Origin of the sequence: Tardiphaga sp., from assembly GCF_028290495.1 — a bacterium.
Taxonomy (GTDB): Bacteria; Pseudomonadota; Alphaproteobacteria; order Rhizobiales; family Xanthobacteraceae; genus Tardiphaga.
On the sequence record NZ_JAQGJT010000069.1, the window covers coordinates 22,100 to 44,855 of the forward strand.

General features: G+C 63.8%; 13 protein-coding genes. 11 read left to right on the top strand and 2 right to left on the bottom strand.

Going from position 1 to position 22,756, the window contains the following annotated elements; all coding sequences use genetic code 11:
* Positions 1 to 48: 48 nt before the first annotated feature.
* The 5 genes from gnd to JWQ24_RS12845 are packed head-to-tail and all read left to right on the top strand — an operon-like array spanning position 49 to position 4,667.
* Complete coding sequence (gene gnd, locus JWQ24_RS12825) at positions 49 to 1,077, top strand: phosphogluconate dehydrogenase (NAD(+)-dependent, decarboxylating) (RefSeq protein WP_299808249.1); 1,029 nt, start codon at positions 49 to 51, stop codon at positions 1,075 to 1,077.
* 5 nt (positions 1,078 to 1,082) lie between these two features.
* Entirely contained in the window at positions 1,083 to 2,594 is a 1,512-nt protein-coding gene (gene zwf / locus JWQ24_RS12830) for a glucose-6-phosphate dehydrogenase (protein ID WP_299808250.1), read from the top strand.
* Complete coding sequence (pgl, locus tag JWQ24_RS12835; protein ID WP_299808252.1) at positions 2,595 to 3,338, top strand: 6-phosphogluconolactonase; 744 nt, start codon at positions 2,595 to 2,597, stop codon at positions 3,336 to 3,338.
* Between the two features lie 28 nt (positions 3,339 to 3,366).
* Positions 3,367 to 3,858, top strand: coding sequence for a gluconokinase (locus tag JWQ24_RS12840; protein WP_299808364.1), 492 nt, complete (start codon positions 3,367 to 3,369; stop codon positions 3,856 to 3,858).
* On the top strand, positions 3,855 to 4,667 hold the full coding sequence (locus JWQ24_RS12845; protein ID WP_299808255.1) for a Cof-type HAD-IIB family hydrolase: 813 nt from the start codon (positions 3,855 to 3,857) through the stop codon (positions 4,665 to 4,667). Before JWQ24_RS12840 ends, JWQ24_RS12845 begins: the two co-directional genes overlap by 4 nt.
* A gap of 6 nt (positions 4,668 to 4,673) precedes the next feature.
* Here the strand turns inward: JWQ24_RS12845 and JWQ24_RS12850 are convergent, their stop codons facing one another.
* Both JWQ24_RS12850 and malQ read right to left on the bottom strand, forming a co-directional pair.
* Positions 4,674 to 6,473 (bottom strand): glycoside hydrolase family 15 protein, encoded by a 1,800-nt coding sequence (locus tag JWQ24_RS12850; protein ID WP_299808258.1) that lies wholly within the window; start codon positions 6,471 to 6,473, stop codon positions 4,674 to 4,676.
* A gap of 1 nt (position 6,474) precedes the next feature.
* Entirely contained in the window at positions 6,475 to 8,424 is a 1,950-nt protein-coding gene (malQ, locus tag JWQ24_RS12855; protein ID WP_299808261.1) for a 4-alpha-glucanotransferase, read from the bottom strand.
* A 203-nt stretch (positions 8,425 to 8,627) separates the two neighbouring features.
* On the opposite strand from malQ, the gene JWQ24_RS12860 reads away from it, so the two are divergent.
* The 6 genes from JWQ24_RS12860 to treY are packed head-to-tail and all read left to right on the top strand — an operon-like array spanning position 8,628 to position 22,659.
* A complete protein-coding gene (locus JWQ24_RS12860) occupies positions 8,628 to 10,580 on the top strand; it encodes an alpha-1,4-glucan--maltose-1-phosphate maltosyltransferase (RefSeq protein WP_299808264.1) in 1,953 nt (650 codons plus the stop codon).
* Between the two features lie 11 nt (positions 10,581 to 10,591).
* On the top strand, positions 10,592 to 13,894 hold the full coding sequence (gene treS, locus JWQ24_RS12865; protein ID WP_299808267.1) for a maltose alpha-D-glucosyltransferase: 3,303 nt from the start codon (positions 10,592 to 10,594) through the stop codon (positions 13,892 to 13,894).
* Entirely contained in the window at positions 13,891 to 16,038 is a 2,148-nt protein-coding gene (gene glgB / locus JWQ24_RS12870; protein WP_299808270.1) for a 1,4-alpha-glucan branching protein GlgB, read from the top strand. Before treS ends, glgB begins: the two co-directional genes overlap by 4 nt.
* 2 nt (positions 16,039 to 16,040) lie before the next feature.
* On the top strand, positions 16,041 to 18,119 hold the full coding sequence (gene glgX, locus JWQ24_RS12875) for a glycogen debranching protein GlgX (protein WP_299808273.1): 2,079 nt from the start codon (positions 16,041 to 16,043) through the stop codon (positions 18,117 to 18,119).
* Positions 18,116 to 19,885, top strand: coding sequence for a malto-oligosyltrehalose trehalohydrolase (treZ, locus tag JWQ24_RS12880; RefSeq protein WP_299808276.1), 1,770 nt, complete (start codon positions 18,116 to 18,118; stop codon positions 19,883 to 19,885). Before glgX ends, treZ begins: the two co-directional genes overlap by 4 nt.
* The gene (gene treY, locus JWQ24_RS12885) at positions 19,882 to 22,659 is read left to right on the top strand and encodes a malto-oligosyltrehalose synthase (RefSeq protein WP_299808279.1); all 2,778 of its coding nucleotides are present in this window, start codon (positions 19,882 to 19,884) and stop codon (positions 22,657 to 22,659) included. Before treZ ends, treY begins: the two co-directional genes overlap by 4 nt.
* The last annotated feature ends 97 nt before the right edge of the window (positions 22,660 to 22,756 follow it).

Sequence of the window (22,756 nt, forward strand, 5' to 3'; positions counted from 1 at the left end):
GGTACCGGTTTTCGGATCAGACCATGCGTAGTCAACAAGGATGTCCACATGCAGCTCGGGATGATCGGCCTCGGCCGGATGGGCGGCAATATTGTCCGCCGCCTGATGAAGAACGGCCATACCGCCGTTGTCTATGACAAGGACCCCAAGGCTGTAGCGGCGCTGGTCGCCGAGAACGCCGTCGGCGGCGCCTCACTGGAGGAGTTCGTCGGCAAGCTGGCGAAGCCCCGCGCGGTATGGGTGATGCTGCCGGCCGGCAAGATCACCGAGGCCACGATCGACGCGCTGACCAGGCTGCTGGAGCCCGACGACATCATTATCGATGGCGGCAACACGTTCTGGCAGGACGACGTTCGCCGCGGCAAGGCACTGAAGGAAAAGGGCCTGCATTATATCGATGTCGGCACTTCCGGCGGCGTGTGGGGCTTTGAGCGCGGCTACTGCATGATGATCGGCGGCGACAAGAAGATCGTCGACCGGCTCGATCCGATCTTCGCCACGCTGGCGCCGGGGATCGGCGACATTCCGCTGACGCCGGGCCGCGACGGCCGCGATCCGCGCATCGAGCAGGGCTACATCCATGCCGGCCCGGTCGGCGCCGGCCACTTTGTCAAGATGGTCCACAATGGCATCGAATACGGGCTGATGCAGGCCTATGCCGAGGGCTTCGACATTCTCAAGAATGCCGATCTCGACGTCCTTCCCGAAGCTCATCGCTTCACCCTCAACCTGCCGGACATTGCCGAAGTGTGGCGTCGCGGCAGCGTGATCCCGTCATGGCTGCTCGACCTTACCTCTTCCGCGCTGGCGAAGAACGAAACGCTCGACACCTATTCAGGCTATGTCGAGGATTCCGGCGAAGGCCGCTGGACGGTGAATGCGGCGATCGATGAATCGGTGCCGGCCGAAGTGCTGACGGCGGCGCTGTTCGCGCGCTTCCGCTCGCGCAAGGAACACACCTTCGCCGAGAAAATCCTGTCGGCGATGCGCGCCGGCTTCGGCGGCCACAAGGAGCCGGACCAGCATCCGCACCCGGTCGCACAGAATGCCCCCGACATCGTCAAGCCGAAGGCATAGCCAACGTGACAGACGCCCAGAACAACACACGGAAGCCCGATCCCTGCTCCTTCGTCATCTTCGGCGTCACCGGCGACCTCGCCCATCGGCTGGTGATGCCGGCGCTGTACAATCTCGCCGCCTCCAATCTGCTGCCGGAAAAATTCTGCGTGGTCGGCATTGCCCGCAAGGCGACCTCGGCCGATGAACTGCGCGAAGGCCTTCTGGCGGGCCTGAAGAAATTCGCGACCCGCCCGATCGATGACGCCATTGCCCGGCAGCTGCTGGAATGCGTCACCAGCATCGAGGCCGATCCGGAGGACCCGGCATCCTTCGACCGGATGCGCGAACAGCTCGACGCGCTGGAAGAACGCCGCCAAACCGGCGGCAACCGGCTGTTCTATCTGGCGACCCCGCCTGACGGTTTCGCGCCCATCGCGCGTGAGCTCGGCCGCACCGGCATGCTGCAGGAAAACGGCTCGTGGCGGCGTCTGGTGGTGGAAAAGCCATTCGGCACCGATCTGGAATCGGCAAAGAAGCTGAATGCCGATCTGCTCGAGATCCTAACCGAGCACCAGATCTATCGGATCGACCATTATCTCGGCAAGGAGACGGTGCAGAATATCCTGGTGCTGCGCTTTGCCAACGGCATGTTCGAGCCGATATGGAATCGCAACCATATCGACCACGTGCAGATCACCGTCGACGAGAAACTCGGTGTCGGTCATCGCGGCAGTTTCTACGACGCCACCGGCGCGCTGCGTGACATGGTGCCGAACCATCTGTTCCAGTTGCTGTCGCTGGTGGCGATGGAGCCGCCGACCCGTTTCGACGCCCATTCGGTGCGCGCCGAAAAGGCAAATGTGCTGGCGGCAATCCAGTTGCAGAGCGAGGCCGAGGCGCTGCACAATTCTGTGCGCGGCCAGTATATCGGCGGCACCGTCGATGACACCGTGATCGAGGACTATCACAAGACCAAGGACGTCGCCAACGGCAGCACGACAGAGACCTATGCGGCGCTCAAGCTGATCATCGACAACTGGCGCTGGGCCGGAGTGCCGTTCTATCTGCGCACCGGCAAGGCGCTGGCGACCAAGCGTACCGAGGTTGCGATCAAGTTCAAACAGGCGCCGTTTGCCATGTTTCAGGGCACGCCGGTGGAGGCGCTGTCGCACAACTACCTCGTCATCGGCGTCGAGCCGAACGAGGGCATCGCGCTGCAGTTCAACACCAAAGTCCCCGGCCCGGCGATCAAGATCGACGGCGTCGAGATGAAGTTTCGTTACAAGGACTACTTCAAGGCCCAGCCGTCGACCGGCTATGAGACGCTGATCTACGACTGCATGATCGGCGACAACATCCTGTTCCAACGCGCCGACAGCGTCGAAGCCGGCTGGTGCGCCGTCGAGCCGTTCCTGGATGCGTGGAAAAATGCCGGCTCCAGCGGGTTGAAGAGCTACCGGGCCGGCAGCGAGGGCCCGGTCGAGGCCGATGAACTGATGGCCCGCGACGGCCGTAGCTGGCGGAAGCTGGGTTAGATGGTGGCGCTCGGCCGCAAATTCGTTGTGGTGGCCGATGCGACGGCGCTCGCATTCGCGGCTGCCGATCGCGTGATGGCACGGATCGCGGACAATCCCGGTCGCATCGCGATCTGCCTGACCGGCGGCTCCAGCCCCAGGCGGCTTTATGAGCTGCTCGGCCAGGAACCCTATCAGGGTCGCATACCGTGGGACCGGGTTCACTGGTTCATCGGCGACGACCGTTTCGTGAAGCCCGGCAATCCCCTGCACAATATGAGCATGGCGCGCGGCATCTTCCTCGATCGCTGCGCACCTGCGGCCAACATCCATCCGATCGATACCGAAGCGCACAGCCCCTATGAGGCCGCGCGGCTGTACGAGGAAGAACTGCAGCGCTTCTACGGCGCCCTTGAATTCGATCCACCGCAGCCGCTGTTCGATCTGGTACTGCTCGGCGTCGGCCCCGACGGCCATATCGCCTCGCTGTTTCCCTCCTATCCGGCAGTCGAGGTCACCGACCAATGGGTAGTCGGCGTGTCCGAAGCGCATGTCGAGCCGTTCGTGCCGCGGGTGTCGCTGACGCTGCCGACGCTGGGATCGTGCCGCGAGATGCTGTTTGAAGTTGGCGGCGCCGACAAGCGCGCGATCATGTCGCGCGTGCTGGAGGGCACGGACCTGCCGGCCAACCGCGCACGCTCCTATCAGGGCGAAACCGTCTGGCTATGCGACCGCGACGCGATGCCGGAAGATCACCGTGGCTGACACAAGCCCGCTCTGCGCACTGATCGTGATGGGCGTCTCCGGCTCCGGCAAGAGCACGGTCGCCGCCAGGCTCGCCGAACGGATCGGTTGGGATTTCGCGGACGGCGACGGCTTTCATCCCGCGGCCAACGTCGCCAGGATGAGCGCCGGCCAGCCCTTGACCGACGACGACCGCTGGCCATGGCTGCAGGCGATCGCCGACGCCATCGACAAGGTTTCTGACTCTGGCGGCCGTCTGGTCGTTGCCTGCTCCGCGCTGAAGCGCGCCTATCGCGACGTACTGGTGCATGGCCGCGACGACGTTCGCATCGTCTATCTCGACGGCAGTCGGGAATTGATCGAGAGCCGCATGACTGCGCGCAAGGATCATTTCATGCCGACCAGCTTGCTCGACAGCCAGTTCGCCACGCTGGAACCGCCGGGGCCGGACGAACGACCGATCGTGGTATCGATCGACGCTTCGGTCGAGGCGATCATCGATGCTATCGTCGGACAAATTCAGAACAGGACGATTTCATGACCCGTATCGCGCTCGTTGTCTCCGATGTCGATGGAACGATGGTGACAAAGGACAAACGGTTGACCGACAAGGTCCGGGCAGCCGTGCAGAAGCTGCACGACGCCGGCATCGGCTTCACCATCACGTCGAGCCGCCCGCCGGTCGGTATGCGCTTCCTGATCGAACCGCTCGGCATCACCCTGCCGATTGGCCCTTTCAACGGCAGTTCGATGGTCGATGGCCAGTTGAAGGCCATTACGCAGCATCTGATTCCGCAGGCGGCCGCGCAGCGCGCTATCGAAGTGTTGGACCAATACGGCGTCGATGTCTGGATGTTCACCAACGACGAATGGCTGATCAAGCGCGACGACGGCAAATATGTCCCGCACGAACAGGATACCATCCAGCACGATCCGGTCGTGGTCGCTGACTTCGCGCCGTATCTCGCCAAAGCCTGCAAGATCGTCGGCGCCAGCAAGGACTTTGCCCTGCTGGAGCGCTGTGAAGTCGCTATGCAGCAGGCGCTCGGCGACAGCGCCGTCGCGGTGCGTTCGCAGCACTACTATCTCGACATCACCCCGCCCGGGCAGAACAAGGGCACCTTCGTGACCGCAATGGCGCAGCGCCTCGGCATTACCACCGATGCCATCGCCACCGTCGGCGACATGCAGAACGATCTTCCGATGTTCAAGGTGTCCGGCATGTCGATCGCGATGGGCAATGCGACGGACGACGTCAAGGCGCAGGCGACGGACGTCACGACCTCGAATGAGGAAGACGGATTTGCCGGCGCGGTGGAGATGATCCTGCGACGGAATGCAGCAATCTAGGCGCCGTTACTCCGCCCGCTGCATCTTCTTCTCCGCGTCCCGCTTCGCGCCGCCGAGATTGTGCGCGGTGTTGACCAGCGCGATATGCGTCAGCGCCTGCGGAAAATTGCCGGTCTGGCGCTTCGCGATGGAGTCATATTCCTCCGCCAGCAACCCGACATCATTGGCGATGCCGACGACGCGGTCGAACAAATCTTGCGCCTTGGCGATCGCGCCAGCCAGGATATAGGCATCCGCCAGCCACAGGCTGCAGGCCAGGAAGGCGCCTTCGATCGGCTGCTTCTCGCCAGACACCTCGCGCGGGTCGTGGCGCAGCACGAAACCGTCGCGCAGCAAATGGCGTTCGGTGGCGGCGATGGTGCCCTGAATGCGCGGGTCGGACGCCGGCAGAAAACCGACCGACGGCAGCAGCAGGTTGCTGGCGTCCAGCGTATCGGCGCCGTAAAATTTCACGAAGGTGTTCTGGCTGCGATCAAAGCCCTTCTCGCAGATGTCGCGGTGGATGGTGTCGCGCAAGCGGCGCCAGTCATCCAGCGGGCCCTCAAGGCCGAATGTCTCCGCGCTCTTGATGCCCTTGTCGAATGCGACCCAGCACATCACCTTCGAGAACACATAATGCTGGCCGTCGCCGCGGATCTCCCAGATGCCGTGGTCGGGCTGCTCCCAGACGCTGGCCAGATGCTCCAGCACCTTGAGCTCAATCGCCCAGGTACCGCCGTCGAGCTGCAGCTTCGCGATGCGCGACTGGTGGAAGGCATCGATGAGTTCGCCATAAACGTCGAGCTGCAATTGCGCGTGCGCGGCATTGCCGATGCGCACCGGCTGCGCGCCCTCATAGCCCGGCAGCCAGTCCGCCTCCCATTCCAGCAGGCGGCGCTGCCCCATGATGCCGTACATGATCTGCACCTCGGCCGGCGACCCCGCCGCCGCGCGCAGCAACCAGTTGTGCCAGGCCGAAGCTTCCTCGGTGTAACCCGAATTCATCAGCGCCAGCAGCGTGAAGGTGGCGTCGCGCAGCCAGCAGTAGCGGTAGTCCCAGTTCCTGGTGCCGCCGAGTTTTTCCGGCAGCGATGTGGTGGGGGCTGCGACGATGCCGCCGGACGGCGCATAGGTCAGCGCCTTCAGCGTGATCAGCGAGCGCATCACCAGATCGCGGCTTTCGCCGTGACAGGTGCAGCGGCCGCTCCAATCCAGCCAGAACGCCTCGGTATCCTTTAGCGCATCGTCTGCATTAATGGGCGCTGGCACCTTCAGGTGCGAAGGGCCATAGGTCAGCACGAACGGCACGGACTCGCCGGCCCCTACCTCGAATTCGGCGACCGTGGTGAGATCCTCGCCGTGGGTCTCGACCGGCGTGCGCAGCACCGCCATGTCGGGCCCGCAGATGCCGAGCAGCGCGCCGTCGTCCTGTCGCTTGACCCAGGGAATGTTGACGCCGAAACCGAAGCGTTCCACCAGATCCATCCGCAGCTTGACGCGGCCCGTGTCCCCGCGAACGATGCGAACGATGTCCGAAGCGGCGCCGCGCGGCGGCATGAAGTCGATCAGCGTGACGGCGCCGTCGGCGGTCTCGAAGGTGGTTTCCAGGATCAGCGTGTCGCCGCGATAGCGCCGCGTGCAGTTTACGAGCTCGGCCAGCGGAGCGATCTGCCAGTGGCCGTGCTTTTTGTCACCGAGCATCGCGCTGAAGCAGGCGTCGGAATCGAAGGCCGGCCAGCACAGCCAGTCGATCGAACCGTTGCGGCTCACCAGCGCGGCGGTTTCGCAATCGCCGATCAGCGCGTAGTCCTCGATGCGGCCCGGCAACTCAGGCGACCTGCGGCGAACGATCGCCGGTTGCGTCCCGCAACGCATTGACATCGATCGCATCGGCGATTGCTTCCACCGTGACCGGCAGGCGCTGCCGCCAGTTCGGGTGCTCGTCGATGGTGCCGGGAATGTTGGGCTGGTCGATGACGCCGAGCAGGTCCTCCATCGCGACGGCCAGCATCCGCGTCGATGTCAGCGACAGGAACCGGAGCACGCCGTAGAGGTCGGCGTTCTCGATACCATGCTGGCGCAGCGCGTCGCCGAGCTTCTCGATGGCGTAACGCCGGGCGTCGTCGCTTTCGCCGGGGTCGATGCCGAGCCCGCGCTTCATGACCAGATCGGCATAGCTGCGCCAGCCGGCCAGCGTCGGCAGATCGTGGGTATTGAAGGTCACCAACGCATTGGTGGCATATTGGTCGACATCGCGGAACGCGCCACGGTCGTCGCGCTCGAACATCATCACCAGATACGACCAGATGCCCCAGCCGCCGAGTTCGTCGCGAAAACCGTCCGGCACGGTGCCCAGGTCCTCGCCGATCACCACACAATTATTGGCGACGCTTTCCTGCGCCGTCACCGCCAGCAGCGCCTGCAGCGGCATCTTCACATAGGCACCGTTGTCGGCGGCGTAGTCGTGCGGCACGACGTAAAGACGGTTGAGACCGAGCACGTGATCGAGCCGGACCGCGCCGGCATAGCGCATCGACGCGCGCAACATCGCCTTGTAGGGCGCAAACGACGTCGTCTCCAGTCCCGCCCCGTTGAAGCCGGCCAGGCCCCAGTTCTGGCCGGCGGGCTGCAACGCATCCGGCGGCGCGCCGATCGACAGGTGGCGCGAGACAGCAACCTGTTCATTCCAGGCATCGAAGCCGCCGCTCTGCACGCCGACGGCGACGTCGAGATACAGCCCGACCTTCATGCCGAGCTTGGCCGTCAACTCATGGCATGCCTTGAGCTGGAGATCGGCATTCCATTGCACGTATTCGATGAAGGCGACTTCTTTGGCGTCGTGCCCCGCGCGCAAACGGGCACATTGTTCATCATCGGGGTGCTGGAATTCCGCCGGCCAGTCCCACCACGCCGTCTGGAGTTTGTGCCGCAGCATCTCGAAACAGGCAAAGCGCGTCAGCAGCGGCGCGCGCTCGGCACGAAACGCCGCGAAAGCGATCTGGCGCGTGGAAGCCGGATCGGCGTTGAAGATCTCGAAGGCTGCGCGCAACGCAGCCGTCTTGGCGGCAGCGACTTCGACATAGTCAACGAACCGGCTGGCGCGCAGCCCGGCCAGCCTATCGCCGTTATTACTGGCGACGAATTCCGGCAGCACCTCGACGTCGATATACAGCGGGTTGAGAAAAAGCCGACTGTTCGGCGAATACGGGCTGCATTCGGCCGGCCGGTCGTCGAACAGAGCGTGCAGCGGGTTGAGGCCTATGCCGGCGGCGCCGATGTCGGCGGCCATCGCGATCAGGGTCTGCAGGTCGGTGAAATCGCCCATACCCCAGTTGCGCTCGGAACGCAGGCCGTAGAGTTGGACGGCAAGGATCCAGGAACGGTCGAACGCGCCGGGAAATGCCTTGGCGGGCGTGACGATCAAGGCGGCTTCCTCAGAAAACAGCGATGCGTCGGTTAACCGCAATCGCCAGACACCGATCGGCAGGTCGAGCGGCCACAGGATACTGCGGTCCCCGGTCTCGCCTTCGGCGAGGACCCTGGCCCCGTCCACAATCTCCCACTTCAGCGGGAAGCGGGCGGCCTCCGTCAGGTAGGTCCGCTCGGCCTGCCCCGCGCGCACCACGACGGTGCCCGAGATGAAGCGATGCCGGGTGCGTGCCGGAATGGCATCAAGGATGATCTTCAGGGCCGCGGCATCGGTGGTGTGCCAGTGCCCCTGCCCGTCGTGAAAACCAGTCTGAATCCCAAGTTCTTCGGCTTTGGTGAAGACGTCCATTCGGGCACATTCTTTGCAACGCAACAATGACGGATCGTCGCGAAATTTGTGAATTTAAGGAAGAGGATAGCGATTTTTCAACGCTTCTGCCTAAGCTCGGTTCCCGATGGAACTAACGCCTGTCACGAGGCTTTGTATATGATCGCCCCGTCTCTATTCCGCAACTCGAATTGGGACGACATCCTCATGTCGATGGCCTCACCGTGAACAAAACCACCCAGATCGTCGAAGGCGTCGCAGCCGGCGGCGCCTTCCATATCGAAAACATTTATCCGATCATCGACGGCGGCCGCTTTCCCATCAAGCGGATCGCCGGCGAACCAATCGAGGTGTCTGCCGACCTGTACCGCGACGGCCATGAGATCATCGCCGCCGCCATCGTCTGGCGCCGCGAGCAGGACCGCAACTGGAATCGCACGCCCATGACGCTGGAGATCAATGACCGCTGGGGCGGCTCGTTCACTCCGGATGCCATCGGCCGCCACGTCTATGCCGTCGAGGCCTGGACCGACGAATTCTCCACCTGGCGCCACGGTTTCGAGCTGAAGCTGAAGGCCGGCCAGGACGTCACGCTGGATGCGCTAGAAGGCGCAGGCCTGATGACCAAGGCGCAGTCCGGCGGGCCGGAAGCCTCGGCTGTGATCGTGCAGCAATGCGAGAACTATTTGCAGACCGGCGATACCGCGCCGCTGCTCGCGCCCGTACTGCGCAACGCGATGGGCGAGGCGCAGTCGCGCCCGGATCTCACGCGCTCGCCATTGCTGCCGCTGATGATCGACCGCGAGCGTGCGCGCAACGGCGCGTGGTACGAGATGGTGCCGCGCAGCCAGAGCCAGGTCGAGGGCCAGCACGGCACCTTCCGCGACTGCATCGCGCGGCTGCCGGACGTCGCTGCGATGGGTTTTGACGTGGTCTATTTCACGCCGATCCATCCGATCGGCGTGACCAACCGCAAGGGCAAGAACAATGCGCTGACCGCCGCGCCCGGCGATGTCGGTAGCCCCTACGCCATCGGCGGCGTGGAGGGCGGCCACGACGCCATCCATCCCGAACTCGGCACGATGGACGACTTTCAAGCCTTCATCGCGGCATGCACGACGCTCGACATGGAAGTGGCGATCGACGTCGCCGTGCAGTGCTCGCCGGATCATCCGTGGATCACCGAGCATCCGGACTGGTTCAAGCGCCGGCCCGACGGCACGATGAAATATGCCGAGAATCCGCCGAAGCGCTACGAGGACATCCACAATCCCGACTTCACCTGCGACGACGCGGGATCGCTGTGGAATGCGCTGCGCGACGTGATCCTGTTCTGGGCCGATCACGGCGTGAAGATTTTTCGCATCGACAATCCACATACCAAGCCGTTGCGTTTCTGGGAGTGGATGATCCACGAAGTCCAGATCAAGCACCCCGACGCGCTGTTCCTGGCCGAGGCGTTCACCAAACCGAAGCTGATGAAGGGGCTGGCCAAGCTCGGCTTCTCGCAATCGTACACGTATTTCACGTGGCGAACCGAGAAGTGGGAGATCGAGCAGTATCTCAACGAGCTGTGCGGCTATCCGGAGCGCGACTTCTATCGCCCGAACTTCTTCGTCAACACGCCGGACATCCTGCCATATCACCTGCAGTCCGGCGAGGCGTGGGTGTTCAAGGCGCGCGTCGCGCTGGCCGCTTCGCTGTCATCGACCTATGGCATCTACAACGGCTTCGAACTGATCGAACACGAGGCTATTGCGGGCAAGGAAGAATACCTGAATTCGGAGAAATACGAGATCAAGACCCGCGACTGGGACGCGCCCGGCAACATCAAGCCGTATATCCGCGAACTCAACATGGCCCGCCGCGCCAACAAGGCGCTGCAGCAGACCAGTAACCTGCGTTTCCTCGCGGTGGATGACGTCAACGTCATCGGCTTCGTCAAGGAGTCGGTCGATCACAGCAACCTGGTGGCCGGCGCAATCTCGCTGTCGCGCGACGTCCACGAGGTCTGGCTGCCGATCAACAGCCAGGTCATGGTCGATGGCGAGCGCCGCGACATCGCGGCGGTCGAGAATATCGTGACCGGGGAGCGCCATCCCATCGAGTGGGGCGGCCTTCGTATCCGCATCGATCCCATGCGCGACCCCGCCATCTTCTTCCGCTGCCTCGCCTGAAAGCGCCCGACATGAACGTGATGACCAAGACCGACTCGACTTTAACGCCGGGCGCCAAGGATGATCACCTGTGGTACAAGGACGCGATTATCTACCAGCTGCATGTGAAGGCTTTCGCAGACAGCAACAATGATGGCATTGGCGACTTCGCCGGCCTCACCGAAAAGCTCGATTACCTGCAGGAGCTGGGCGTCACCGCTCTGTGGCTGATGCCGTTCTACCCGTCGCCGGGCCGCGACGACGGCTATGACATCGCCGATTACGGTTCGATCCATCCCGATTTCGGCACCATGAAGGATTTTCGCCGCTTCATCACCGAAGCCAAGCGGCGCGGCCTGCGCGTCATCACAGAGCTGGTCATCAATCACACCTCGGACCAGCACGACTGGTTCAAACGCGCGCGGCGCAGCCCCGCCGGCTCCAGCGCCCGCGACTGGTATGTCTGGAGCGACAGCGACAAGAAGTACGATGGCACCCGGATCATCTTCACAGACACCGAAAAATCGAACTGGACCTGGGACCCGGAAGCGAAAGCCTATTACTGGCACCGCTTCTTCTCGCATCAGCCGGACCTGAACTTCGACAATCCGCGCGTCGTTTCCGCCGTCGTGCAGGTGATGAAGCGATGGCTCGACGCCGGCGTCGACGGCTTCCGTCTCGACGCGATCCCCTATCTGGTCGAGCGCGACGGCACCAACAACGAGAACCTGCCCGAGACCCACAAGGTCATCAAGCACCTGCGCGCCGAACTCGACGCCTACGCGCCGGGCAAGCTGCTGCTCGCCGAGGCCAACCAGTGGCCGGAAGACGTGCAGGAATACTTCGGCGACAGCGACGAATGCCACATGGCGTATCATTTCCCGCTGATGCCGCGCATCTACATGGCGATCGCGCAGGAAGACCGCTTCCCGATCACCGACATCCTGCGTCAGACGCCGGACATTCCGGCAGACTGCCAGTGGGCCATGTTCCTGCGCAACCATGACGAGCTGACGCTGGAAATGGTCACCGACGTCGAGCGCGATTACCTGTGGTCGACCTACGCCAACGATCCGCGCGCCCGCATCAACGTCGGTATCCGCCGCCGCCTCGCGCCGCTGATGGACAACGACCGCCGCAAGATCGAGCTGATGAATTCGCTGCTGATGTCATTCCCCGGCACGCCCGTGATCTATTACGGCGACGAGATCGGCATGGGCGACAACATCTATCTCGGCGACCGCAACGGCGTGCGCACGCCGATGCAGTGGAGCCCGGACCGCAACGGCGGCTTCTCCCGCGCCGACCCCGCGCGGCTCTATGCCCCAACCATCATGGATCCCGTCTACGGCTACGAGTCCGTCAACGTCGAGGCGCAGTCGCGCTCGCTGTCGTCGCAGCTTTCCGCGACGCGGCGGCTGATGGCAGTGCGCAAGTCAACGCTGGCCTTTGGCCGCGGCACCATGACCTTCATCCGCCCGACCAACCGCTCGGTGCTGAGCTACGTCCGGCAGTTTGGCGACGAGGTCATCCTGTGCGTCGCCAACCTGTCGCGCACGGCGCAAGCGACCGAACTTGATCTGTCGCCGTGGAAGGAGCGCGTGCCGCGCGAAATGCTCGGCCGCAACAAATTCCCGCCGATCGGCGAGCTGCCCTACATGCTCACCATGGCGCCCTACGGCTTCTACTGGTTCATGCTGGAAGAGCGCGACGTTTCCGAACACACCCAGCCCGCCGTGGTGCCGGAATTCGAGACGCTGGTGGTGCCGCTCGGCGCCACCTGGATGTCGCTCGAACGCACCCGCGGCGTATTCGAGAACGACGTATTACCCGCCCATCTGGCGCGCACGCGCTGGTTCCCGGAGCGCTCCGCCAAGGCGATCAAGGCAACGCTGACCTCGGCGGTGCCGTTCTGCGACATCGGCGACAACCGGCCGTGGCTGGCATTTTTCGAAACCACGCAGCGCGGCGTACCGACGCGATACGTGTTGCCGATGCAGATCGAATGGGTGCGCTTTGATCGCGAACGTTACAATCCGCGCGCCTTCGCGGCGGTCCGCCAGGGCGCCCGCGAAGGCACGCTGCTGGATGTCGCCACCGACCAGATTTTCATCGCCCTGTTGCTGCACAACCTGCACCGCGCGCTGACTGTCGAGAACGAGGACGGCAGCGCACGCCTGGAGTTCAGGCCGACCACCAAGCTGACGGAGCGGCCGTTCCGCCAGCCGCTCAGCATCCGCGCGGTCGAGACCGAACAATCCAACTCGACGGCGCTGGTGGACAACGATTATGTCGTGAAGCTGTACCGCAAGTTGCAAACCGGCATCAATCCGGAGATCGAGGTCGGCCGCTTCCTCACCGACGTCGCCGGCTATGCCAACACCCCGGCGCTGCTCGGCAGCGTCGAACTGATCGAAGGCGACCAGCCAAGCGCGATCGCTATCATTCACGCGTTCGTGCAGAATCAGGGCGACGCGTGGACGGTCACCTCGGCCTATCTCGACCGCTTCGTTGACGAGCAGAAGATGCTCGCCAACGGCGACGAACTTGCCCAGAGCGACGAGCAGGTGCCGTATCTGCGTTACATGGTGCAAACCGGCCGCCGGGTCGCCGAGATGCACATGGCGCTGGCCAGCTGCGACAACGTCGAGGGATTTGCGCCCGAGCCAAATGCGCCGGAGGATGTGCAGCTATGGATCGAGGAGATCATGGCGCGCGCCGAGATCGCCTTCGACGACATGCAGCAGCGCCGCGCCGGCGCGAAAGAGTCCGACCGGGAGATGATCGACCAGATGCTGGCGCTGCGTACCGGCTTGCGCGAGCGTCTGGCAGCTTTTCTGCCGGATGACATCGACGGGCTGAAGATCCGCCATCACGGCGACTTCCATCTGGGCCAGATGCTGATCGTCAAGGACGACATCTTCGTCATCGATTTCGAGGGCGAACCGCGCCGTCCGATCGCCGAGCGTCGCCGCAAGGCGCCGGCGGCGCGCGACGTCGCGGGCCTGATCCGCTCGATCGACTATTCGGTGACGGCGGCGCTAGAACGCGCGCTCAAGGTCGCCCCGGACGAAACCGGCAGATTGGCCGCGGCGCTCGACGGTTGGCGGGAACGGGCAACGACGGCATTCGTTGGTGCCTATCGCGATACCTTGACCGATCCGCGGCTGTGGCCCGCCGATCCCGCCAAGGCCGAAGGCATGATGAACTTTTTCCTGCTGGAAAAAGCGTTCTACGAGATCGAATACGAACTTGCGCACCGGCCGGACTGGCTACGCGTTCCGCTAGCCGGCACGTTGCGTATACTGAATCAGCACTCTGAGGACGTTACATGATCAAGCTACCCGAAGAGGCTTATGCGATCGTCGAAGGTCGCCACTCCGATCCGTTCCACTATCTCGGCCCCCACAAGGAGGACGACCGCATGATCGTGCGCGCCTTCCTGCCTGAGGCGACCAATGTCGATGCGATCGACGATCATGGCGCGGCGACCACGCTGGAACGTGTCCACGAAGCCGGCCTGTTCGTCGGCCCGCTGGCCAATGGCTCGACCAGATACCAGTTGCGCGCCAGATATGGCGACCGCACCGTCGATCTCGATGACCCCTATCGCTTCCCGGCGATCCTGACCGAATTCGACCTCTATCTGCTCGGTGAAGGCACGCATCAGCGACTGTACGACAAGCTCGGCGCGCACCCGATGACGCTGGAAGGCGTCAAGGGCGTCGGCTTCGTCGTGTTCGCGCCGAATGCACAGCGCGTCAGCGTGGTCGGCGACTTCAATTTCTGGAACCCGCGCCGGCATCCAATGCGCGTGCGCGGCAACGGCTACTGGGAGCTGTTCGTCCCGGCCGCGACTGCCGGCGACCATTACAAATTCGCCATCACCGGCCCGCAAGGCCAGCAACTGGCGCTGAAATCCGACCCGATGGCGTTCGAGGCGGAACTGCGTCCCTCGACCGCGTCGATCGTGCTGGACGAGACCAAGGTGCCGCATCCGCGATCCGCGCCAGCCGGCATCAACGCGCTCAACAAGCCGATGTCGATCTATGAAGTGCATCTGGGCTCGTGGCGCCGCAAGGGCGACGACAATGCCTGGCTGACTTACCGCGAGCTGGCGGAAACGTTGCCGCGCTATGCCCGCGAGCTCGGCTTCACCCATGTCGAATTCCTGCCGGTCAACGAGCATCCGTTCGACGGCTCATGGGGTTATCAGCCGACCGGCATGTTCGCGCCGACCAGCCGCTTTGGCACGCCGGAAGACTTTGCCGCGCTGATCGATGCATGCCACGCCGACGGCCTCGCCGTGCTGCTCGACTGGGTGCCCGGCCATTTCCCGGATGATCCGCACGGCCTCGGCGTGTTCGACGGCACCGCGCTCTATGAACATGCCAATCCCTTGCAGGGCCGGCACATGGACTGGGGCACGCTGATCTACAATTACGGTCGCACCGAAGTGGTCAATTTCCTGGTGTCGAACGCGCTGTTCTGGCTGGAGCGTTACAACATCGACGGGCTGCGCGTCGATGCCGTGGCCTCGATGCTGTATCTCGACTACAGCCGGGAGGCCGGCGCCTGGATTCCCAACAAGTTTGGCGGCCGTGAAAATCTCGAGGCCGTCGCGTTTCTGCGCCGCTTCAACACCGAGGTCTACGCCAAATTCCCCAACGCCATGACGGCAGCGGAAGAATCCACCGCCTGGCCGCAGGTGTCGCGCCCGGTCGAATTTGGCGGGCTCGGCTTCGGCTACAAGTGGAACATGGGCTGGATGCACGACACGCTGAACTACATCAGCCAGGATCCGATCCATCGCAAATATCACCACGGCTCGATCCTGTTCGGCCTGCAATATGCGTTCTCGGAAAATTTCGTGCTGCCGCTGTCCCATGACGAAGTCGTGCACGGCAAGAAGTCGCTGATCGGCCGGATGCCCGGCGACGACTGGCAGCGTTTTGCCAATCTGCGGGCGTATTACGCTTTCATGTTCGGCCACCCCGGCAAGAAGCTGATGTTCATGGGTTGCGAATTCGCCCAGGAACGTGAGTGGAATCACGACCGTTCGCTGGACTGGCACCTGCTGGAGCAGGACAAGCACAAGGGCATCCAGTCGCTGGTGCGCGATCTCAATGAGCTTTACCGCAACCAGCCGGCGCTGCACGAGCTGGATTGCGACCCCGCCGGCTTCGAGTGGGTCATTACGGAAGACGCCGCCAGCAACGTTTTCGCGTGGCTGCGCAAGGGCGCCAATCCCCGCGCGCAATGCCTTGTGGTGGTGAATTTTTCGCCCAACGTCTATCGCGACTACAAGGTCCGGGTGCCGTTCCCCTGCAAATGGAGGGAGGTGCTGAACTCCGATGCCGGGATTTACGGCGGCAGCAATGTCGGCAATGCTGGTGAGGTGCGGACCGCCGGGCTGGTACCGGAGCTGAGCCTCACTCTGCCGCCGCTGGCCGCTATCTTTCTCGTACCGGAATTCTAGACATGCGTGTCACCACCGGCACACACTCTCGGCTCGGCGCCAGCTGGGACGGCAGGGGAACCAATTTCGCCCTGTTTTCGGCGACCGCCCAGAAGGTCGAGCTTTGCCTGTTCGACAGCCAGGGCCGCCGCGAGCTGGAGCGCGTCGAACTACCCGAGCGCAACGAGGATGTCTGGCACGGCTACCTCGCAGACGTCTCGCCGGGCCAGCTCTATGGCTACCGCGTGCACGGACCATATGAGCCGGAGCACGGCCATCGTTTCAATGCACACAAGCTGCTGCTCGACCCCTATGCCAAGAAGATGGCCGGGCGGCTGGTGTGGAGCGATGCGCATTTCGGCTACCGAACCGGCAGCGCACGCGAGGACCTTTCCTTCGACCGCCGCGATAATGCCCGCGGCATGCCGAAGGCCGTCGTCATTGACGAGACGTTCAACTGGGGCCGCAAGGAATCCCGGCCGAGCGTGGCGTGGGAAGACACCATCATCTACGAGGCCCACGTCAAGGGATTGACGATGGGCCGCAAGGACGTGCCGCCGGGCATCCGCGGCACCTATCGCGGCCTATCCTCGCCGGCGATGATCGACCACCTCAAGCGGCTCGGCGTCACCGCGATCGAATTGCTTCCGGTGCAGAGCTTCGTCGATGACCGCCGGCTGGTGGAGCTCCGGCTCGCCAATTACTGGGGCTACAATTCGCTGTCATTCTTTGCACCGGAAGCGCGCTACGGCGCGGACAATCCGCTCGATGCGTTCCGCACCACCGTGGCCCGGCTGCACGATGCCGGCATCGAGGTCATTCTCGACGTAGTCTACAACCACACCGCCGAAGGCAACCATCTCGGCCCGACGCTGAGTTATCGCGGCATCGACAATTCCTCCTATTACTGGCTGATGCCGGACAACAAGCGTTTCTACGACGACTTCACGGGATGCGGCAGTTCGGTCAACCTGACGCATCCGCGCGTGCTGCAGATGGTGATGGACTCGCTGCGTTACTGGGTCGAGGTCTGCCACGTCGATGGCTTCCGTTTCGACCTCGCCACCGAACTGGCGCGCAACCCCAACGGCTTCGATCGCAACAGCGCCTTCCTCACCGCGGTTCGACAGGACCCCGTGCTGGCCACAGTCAAGCTGATCGCCGAGCCGTGGGATCTCGGCATGGGCGGTTATCAGGTCGGCGCGTTTCCGTCGCAATGGTCGGAATGGAACGACAAGTACCGCAGCGCGATGCGGCGTTACTGGAGTGGCGAGGGCAGCCTGATCGGCGAGGTCTCCGGTCGCATGACCGGCTCCTCCGACGTGTTCAACCATGATGGCCGCAAGCAGCGCGCCGGCATCAACCACGTCACCGTGCATGACGGCTTCACGCTGGCCGACCTGTTCGCCTACAACGAGAAGCACAACGAGGCCAATGGCGAGGACAACCGCGACGGCTCCAGCGACAACCTCAGCAACAACTTCGGCGTCGAGGGTCCGACCGACGATCCGGCGCTGCAGGCGCTGCGCCGGCAGTTGCGCAAGAACCAGCTGGCCTGCCTCATGCTAGCGCAGGGCGTGCCGCTGCTGCTCGCCGGCGACGAGGTCGGCAACACCCAGGACGGCAACAACAACGCCTACTGCCAGGACAACGAGATCGGCTGGGTCGGCTGGGAAAATCTCGGCCGCAAGGAAGATGACCTCACCGATTTCATCGGCTACATGGCGCAACTGCGGCAACGCTTTCCGCAGATCCGCGCGCAAAAATGGCTCGACGGCCGCCGCGCCGACGGCAGCTACGGCGTGCTGTGGCTGACGCCCGCCGCCGACGAGATGTCCGAACAGGACTGGGCGTTCCCCGACGGCCGCTTCCTCGCTTATGTGCTCAGCCCCTGCGAGGACACCCAGAACCCGATCTTCATCGTGCTGAATTCGGCGCCCGAGGGCATCCCCTTCAAACTGCCGAAGGTGGCCGAGTACAAGCACTGGCGGCAGGTGCTCAACACCGCCGACGACAGCCTGTCGATCGCGATCCTGCCTTCCGGCAGCGACGTCGACGCGCCGCCGCGTTCTGTTCTCGCCTTTGCCGGTTCTGTTTCATGAATGAGCGAGCGTTCGGGCCGCGCCTCACCCCGACCGGCGCAGTGTTCCGGCTGTGGGCGCCGGCTGCAAAGCGCGTCGATGTGTTGCTCGACAAATTTTATCCGCTTGTGCGCAGTGACGACGGCTGGTTCTCGGCCGAAGTGCCCGGCGTCACGGCCGGCGCCACCTACCGTTTCCATATCGACGGCGCCGACAACGTGCCGGACCCCGCCTCCTCGTTCCAGCCACAGGACATCGCTGGCCCCAGCGAGGTGATCGACCACTCTTCTTTTCCGTGGAAGGCCACCGGCTGGCGGGGCCGGCCCTGGGAAGAGACCGTGCTGATCGAGACCCATGTCGGCAGCTTCACGCCGGAAGGCACCTACCTTGCGATGATCGAGAGGCTTGACCATCTGGTTGCCACCGGGATCACCGCGCTGGAAATGATGCCGCTGGCGGATTTTGCCGGCCGACGCAACTGGGGCTATGACGGCGTGCTGTGGTATGCGCCGGATGGCATGTTCGGCCGCCCCGAGGATCTCAAGACGCTGATCGACGAGGCGCATCTGCGCGGCCTTATGGTGTTCCTCGATGTCGTCTACAACCACTTCGGCCCGGAGGGGAATTACCTCGGCAGCTACGCGCCGGAGTTCTTCGGCGAAGCCCATACGCCGTGGGGCGCGGCGATCAACTACCAGCTTCCGCAGGTCCGTGCTTTTGCGATCGAGAATGCGGTGTCGTGGCTGCGCGACTATCGCTTCGACGGACTGCGGCTCGATGCCGTGCACACGATTCCCGAACAGGGCGAAATCCCGATGCTGCACGAACTCAGCTGCGAGGTCGGCAAGCTGGCCTCGGAGACCGGCCGCTGGATTCACCTGGTGCTGGAGAACGACGACAATAAAGCGTCGCTGCTCGACCCTGCCACCAATCCGCCGTGTGGCAAGTTTCGCGCGCAGTGGAACGACGACTATCACCACGCCTGGCACGTGCTGCTGACCGACGAAGACAACGGCTATTACAGCGACTACGCGCCTCGCCCGATCGACCACGTGGTGCGCACGCTGTCCTCCGGCTTCGCCTATCAGGGCGAGCCTTCGGCGCATCGCGATGGCGCCCCGCGCGGCGAGCCGAGCGGAGAACTGGAGCCGTCCGGTTTCGTCAACTTCCTGCAGAACCACGACCAGATCGGCAACCGCGCGCTTGGCGACCGCCTCGAGGCTATCGCCAAGCCAAAGGCGATCGAGGCAGCGCTTGCGATCACGCTGCTGGCGCCGATGGTGCCGATGCTGTTCCAAGGTGATGAATGGGGCGCGAAGACGCCGTTCCCGTTCTTCTGCGACTTCAAGGGCGACCTCGCCGAAGCGGTTCGTCAGGGCCGCAAGAGGGAATTCGCCGGCGCTTACGAGAAATACGGCAACAACATTCCCGACCCGCTCGACGAGTCGACGTTCCGCTCTGCCGTGCTCGACTGGAGAGACCTCGACGAAGCCGCCGGCCAGCGACGGCTGGCGCTGGTGCGCGAACTTCTGGCTTTGCGCCGGCATCACATCATGCCGCGGCTCAAGGGCACGCGCTTCGGCGATGCCCAGGCCGCCGACAACGGCATCCTGAAAGCACACTGGAGGATGGGGGACGGCGCTACGCTGCATCTGCTGGCCAATCTCTCCGACCGCGCAATCGCCGGGGAGCACCAGCCCTGGCCCGGCACCAAGCTATGGGGCAGCGACGTCGCCAACGTCGTGGTACCGTGGTCGGTGCACTGGCGAATAGACGAGGCATCATGAGTGCCGCTATCCCGATTGCCACCTACCGCATCCAGCTGACCGGCGCGTTCACCTTCGACCACGCCGCGGCGATCGTGCCTTACCTGAAATCACTGGGCATCACGCATCTCTACGCCTCACCGTTTCTGAAAGCGCGCGCCGGCAGCACGCATGGCTATGACATCGTCGATCACACCCGGTTCAATCCCGAACTCGGCGGCGAGGAAGGCTTCGAGCGCCTCAGCGCCGAACTGAAGAAGAACGATATCGGACTCATCCTGGATTTCGTGCCGAACCATGTCGGCGTGCATTTCGCCGATAATCCGTGGTGGCTGAGCGTACTGGAATGGGGCGAGGCCTCGCCGCATGCCGTCTCTTTCGACATCGACTGGGACACCCTGCCCTACCGCGCCCGCGGCGGCGTACTGCTGCCGATCATCGGCAGCTCCTACGGACAGGCACTCGACAGCGGCGAGATCGAACTGAAATTCGACGCGACCGAAGGCAGCTTCTCGGCGTGGTATTTCGAGCACCGCCTGCCGATCGCGCCGGAGCGCTACAGCGAGATCCTGCGTGCCGTCATCAAGGAGGCCGATGCAGCGGAGACGCCGGCCGGCCGGGCGATCCTCGACCTCGCCTCACGCTACAAGGGGTTGCGGCATCCGAACCTCGCGGAAGCGCCGGGCTTCAAGCAGGAACTCGCTGCCGTTCCCGGCGGCGCCGAACTGATCGAGCGCGGCCTCGACGCCTACCTTGCCGGCCCGGACCGCCCCGTGCAAATCCAGACGTTGCACAATCTGCTGGAGCGCCAGCACTACAAGCTCGGCCAGTGGCGACTGGCCTCCAGCGAGATCAACTATCGCCGCTTCTTCGACGTCAACGCGCTGGCCGGGCTGCGCGTAGAGGATGCCGGTACTTTCTATGCAATCCACACGCTGGTGAAGCGTCTGATCGCGGAAGACAAGTTGCAAGGCCTGCGGCTCGATCATATCGACGGGCTGCGCGACCCCGCGCAGTATTTCCAGCGACTGCGACGGCTGATCCGCGACGCACAGGTCGACAAGTCAAAGCCGCTCTACGTGTTGATCGAGAAGATCCTCGGCGAGAACGAAAAACTGGTGCAGCTCGCCGGCGTGCACGGCACCACCGGCTACGAATGGCTCAACGCCATCACCCAGGTGCTGGTAGATGAGAAGGGGCTGGAGCCGCTCGACGAGATCTGGCGACAGGTCAGCAATACCTCGCCGAAATTTGCGCCGCTGCTGCGCGAATCCAAGCTGCGCGTGCTGGAAACGCTACTGCTGAGCGAATTCACCGTGCTGACGCGCCTGCTGGCGCGGATCGCCGGCGGGCATTATTCGACCCGCGACTTCTCCGCCGACACGCTGCGGCAGGCATTCGAGCTCTACGTGCTGCACTTCCCGGTCTACCGCACCTATCTCACCGCCGCAGGCCCCTCGGCGCTCGACCGCGAGCTGATCTCGACCACCATCGAGAAGGCGCGCGCCGACTGGTTCGGCGCTGACGAGGGCCTGTTCGACTTCCTGCGCGACGCGCTGACGCTCGATCTGTTAAAGCCCGGCCGCGTCACTCACAGCAAGCCGCGGGTGCGCCGCTTCGCACTGAAGGTGCAGCAGTTCACCGGGCCGACGATGGCCAAATCGCTCGAAGACACCGCGTTCTATCGCTACCATCGCCTGCTGGCGCTCAACGAAGTCGGCAGCGATCCAGCGGCAAAGGCGATGCCGCTTGGCGATTTCCACGCTATGATGGCGACGCGCGCGAAAGAGTGGCCGCACGGCATGACGGCGACCGCGACGCATGACACCAAGCGCGGCGAGGACGCCCGCGCGCGACAACTGGCGCTGGCTGAAATGCCCGGCGAGTGGGCCAGTGCAGTCAGCCGCTGGAAGGTTCTGAACGCGCCGCATCTGGTTGTTGACGGTGAGATGCGCGCGCCCTCGGCATCGTTCGAATATATGTTGTATCAGACACTGCTCGGCGCGTGGCCGCTGGAAAAGCGCGACGGCACGTTCCTGGAGCGCATGCAGGCCTACGCGCTGAAAGCGGCGCGCGAGGGCAAGCAGGAAACCAGCTGGCTCAATCCCAACGACGCCTACGAGAAGGGATTGCAGCTGTTTCTCGAACGCATCCTCGATCCCACGCAATCCCGCGAATTCCTGGAAGCGCTGGAGACCTTCGCGAAGCGCACGTCGCTGCTCGGCGCATTGAATTCGCTGAGCCAGATCACGCTGAAGGCGACAATGCCCGGCGTGCCGGACTTCTACCAGGGCACCGAGCTCTGGGATTTCTCGCTGGTCGATCCCGACAACCGCCGCCCGGTCAACTTCAGGCAGCGTGCCGCCATTCTGGCCAAGCTCCAGCAGCCCGACTGGGCCGCACTGGCGCAGTATTGGGACAACGGCCACATCAAGCTGGCCTGGACGCGCGAACTGATCCGGCTGCGCTCCGAGATGGCCGACGTGTTCACGCTTGGTGACTACGTGCCGCTGGAAGTAACGGGGCCGCATGCCGGCCACGTCATCGCCTTTGCGCGCCGCCGCCATCGCGAGGCCGCCATAGTGGTGGTCGGCCGCTCGTTCGGCGCGTTGACGCAAGGCGGCCGCACCTGGCCCGCCAATGATGCCATCGACGCCAACGTGCCGGCACCGGGCTATGCGATCAAGGGAATGGAGAACAGCGACGCCGGCCTCAGCGTCGCCGGGTTGTTGAAAGGCATGCCGGTCGCGGTCGTGAAAGCCCGCGCGCCTGCCGCGGCTTCGCGCCGGCGTTAAACGCGACTGCAACGATCCACAAAAAGGCCGCCCGGGATCGACGGCCGGGCGGCCAGGCGGATGTCGTGCCGACTCGCGAAGTTCGGTTCCCTTCTTC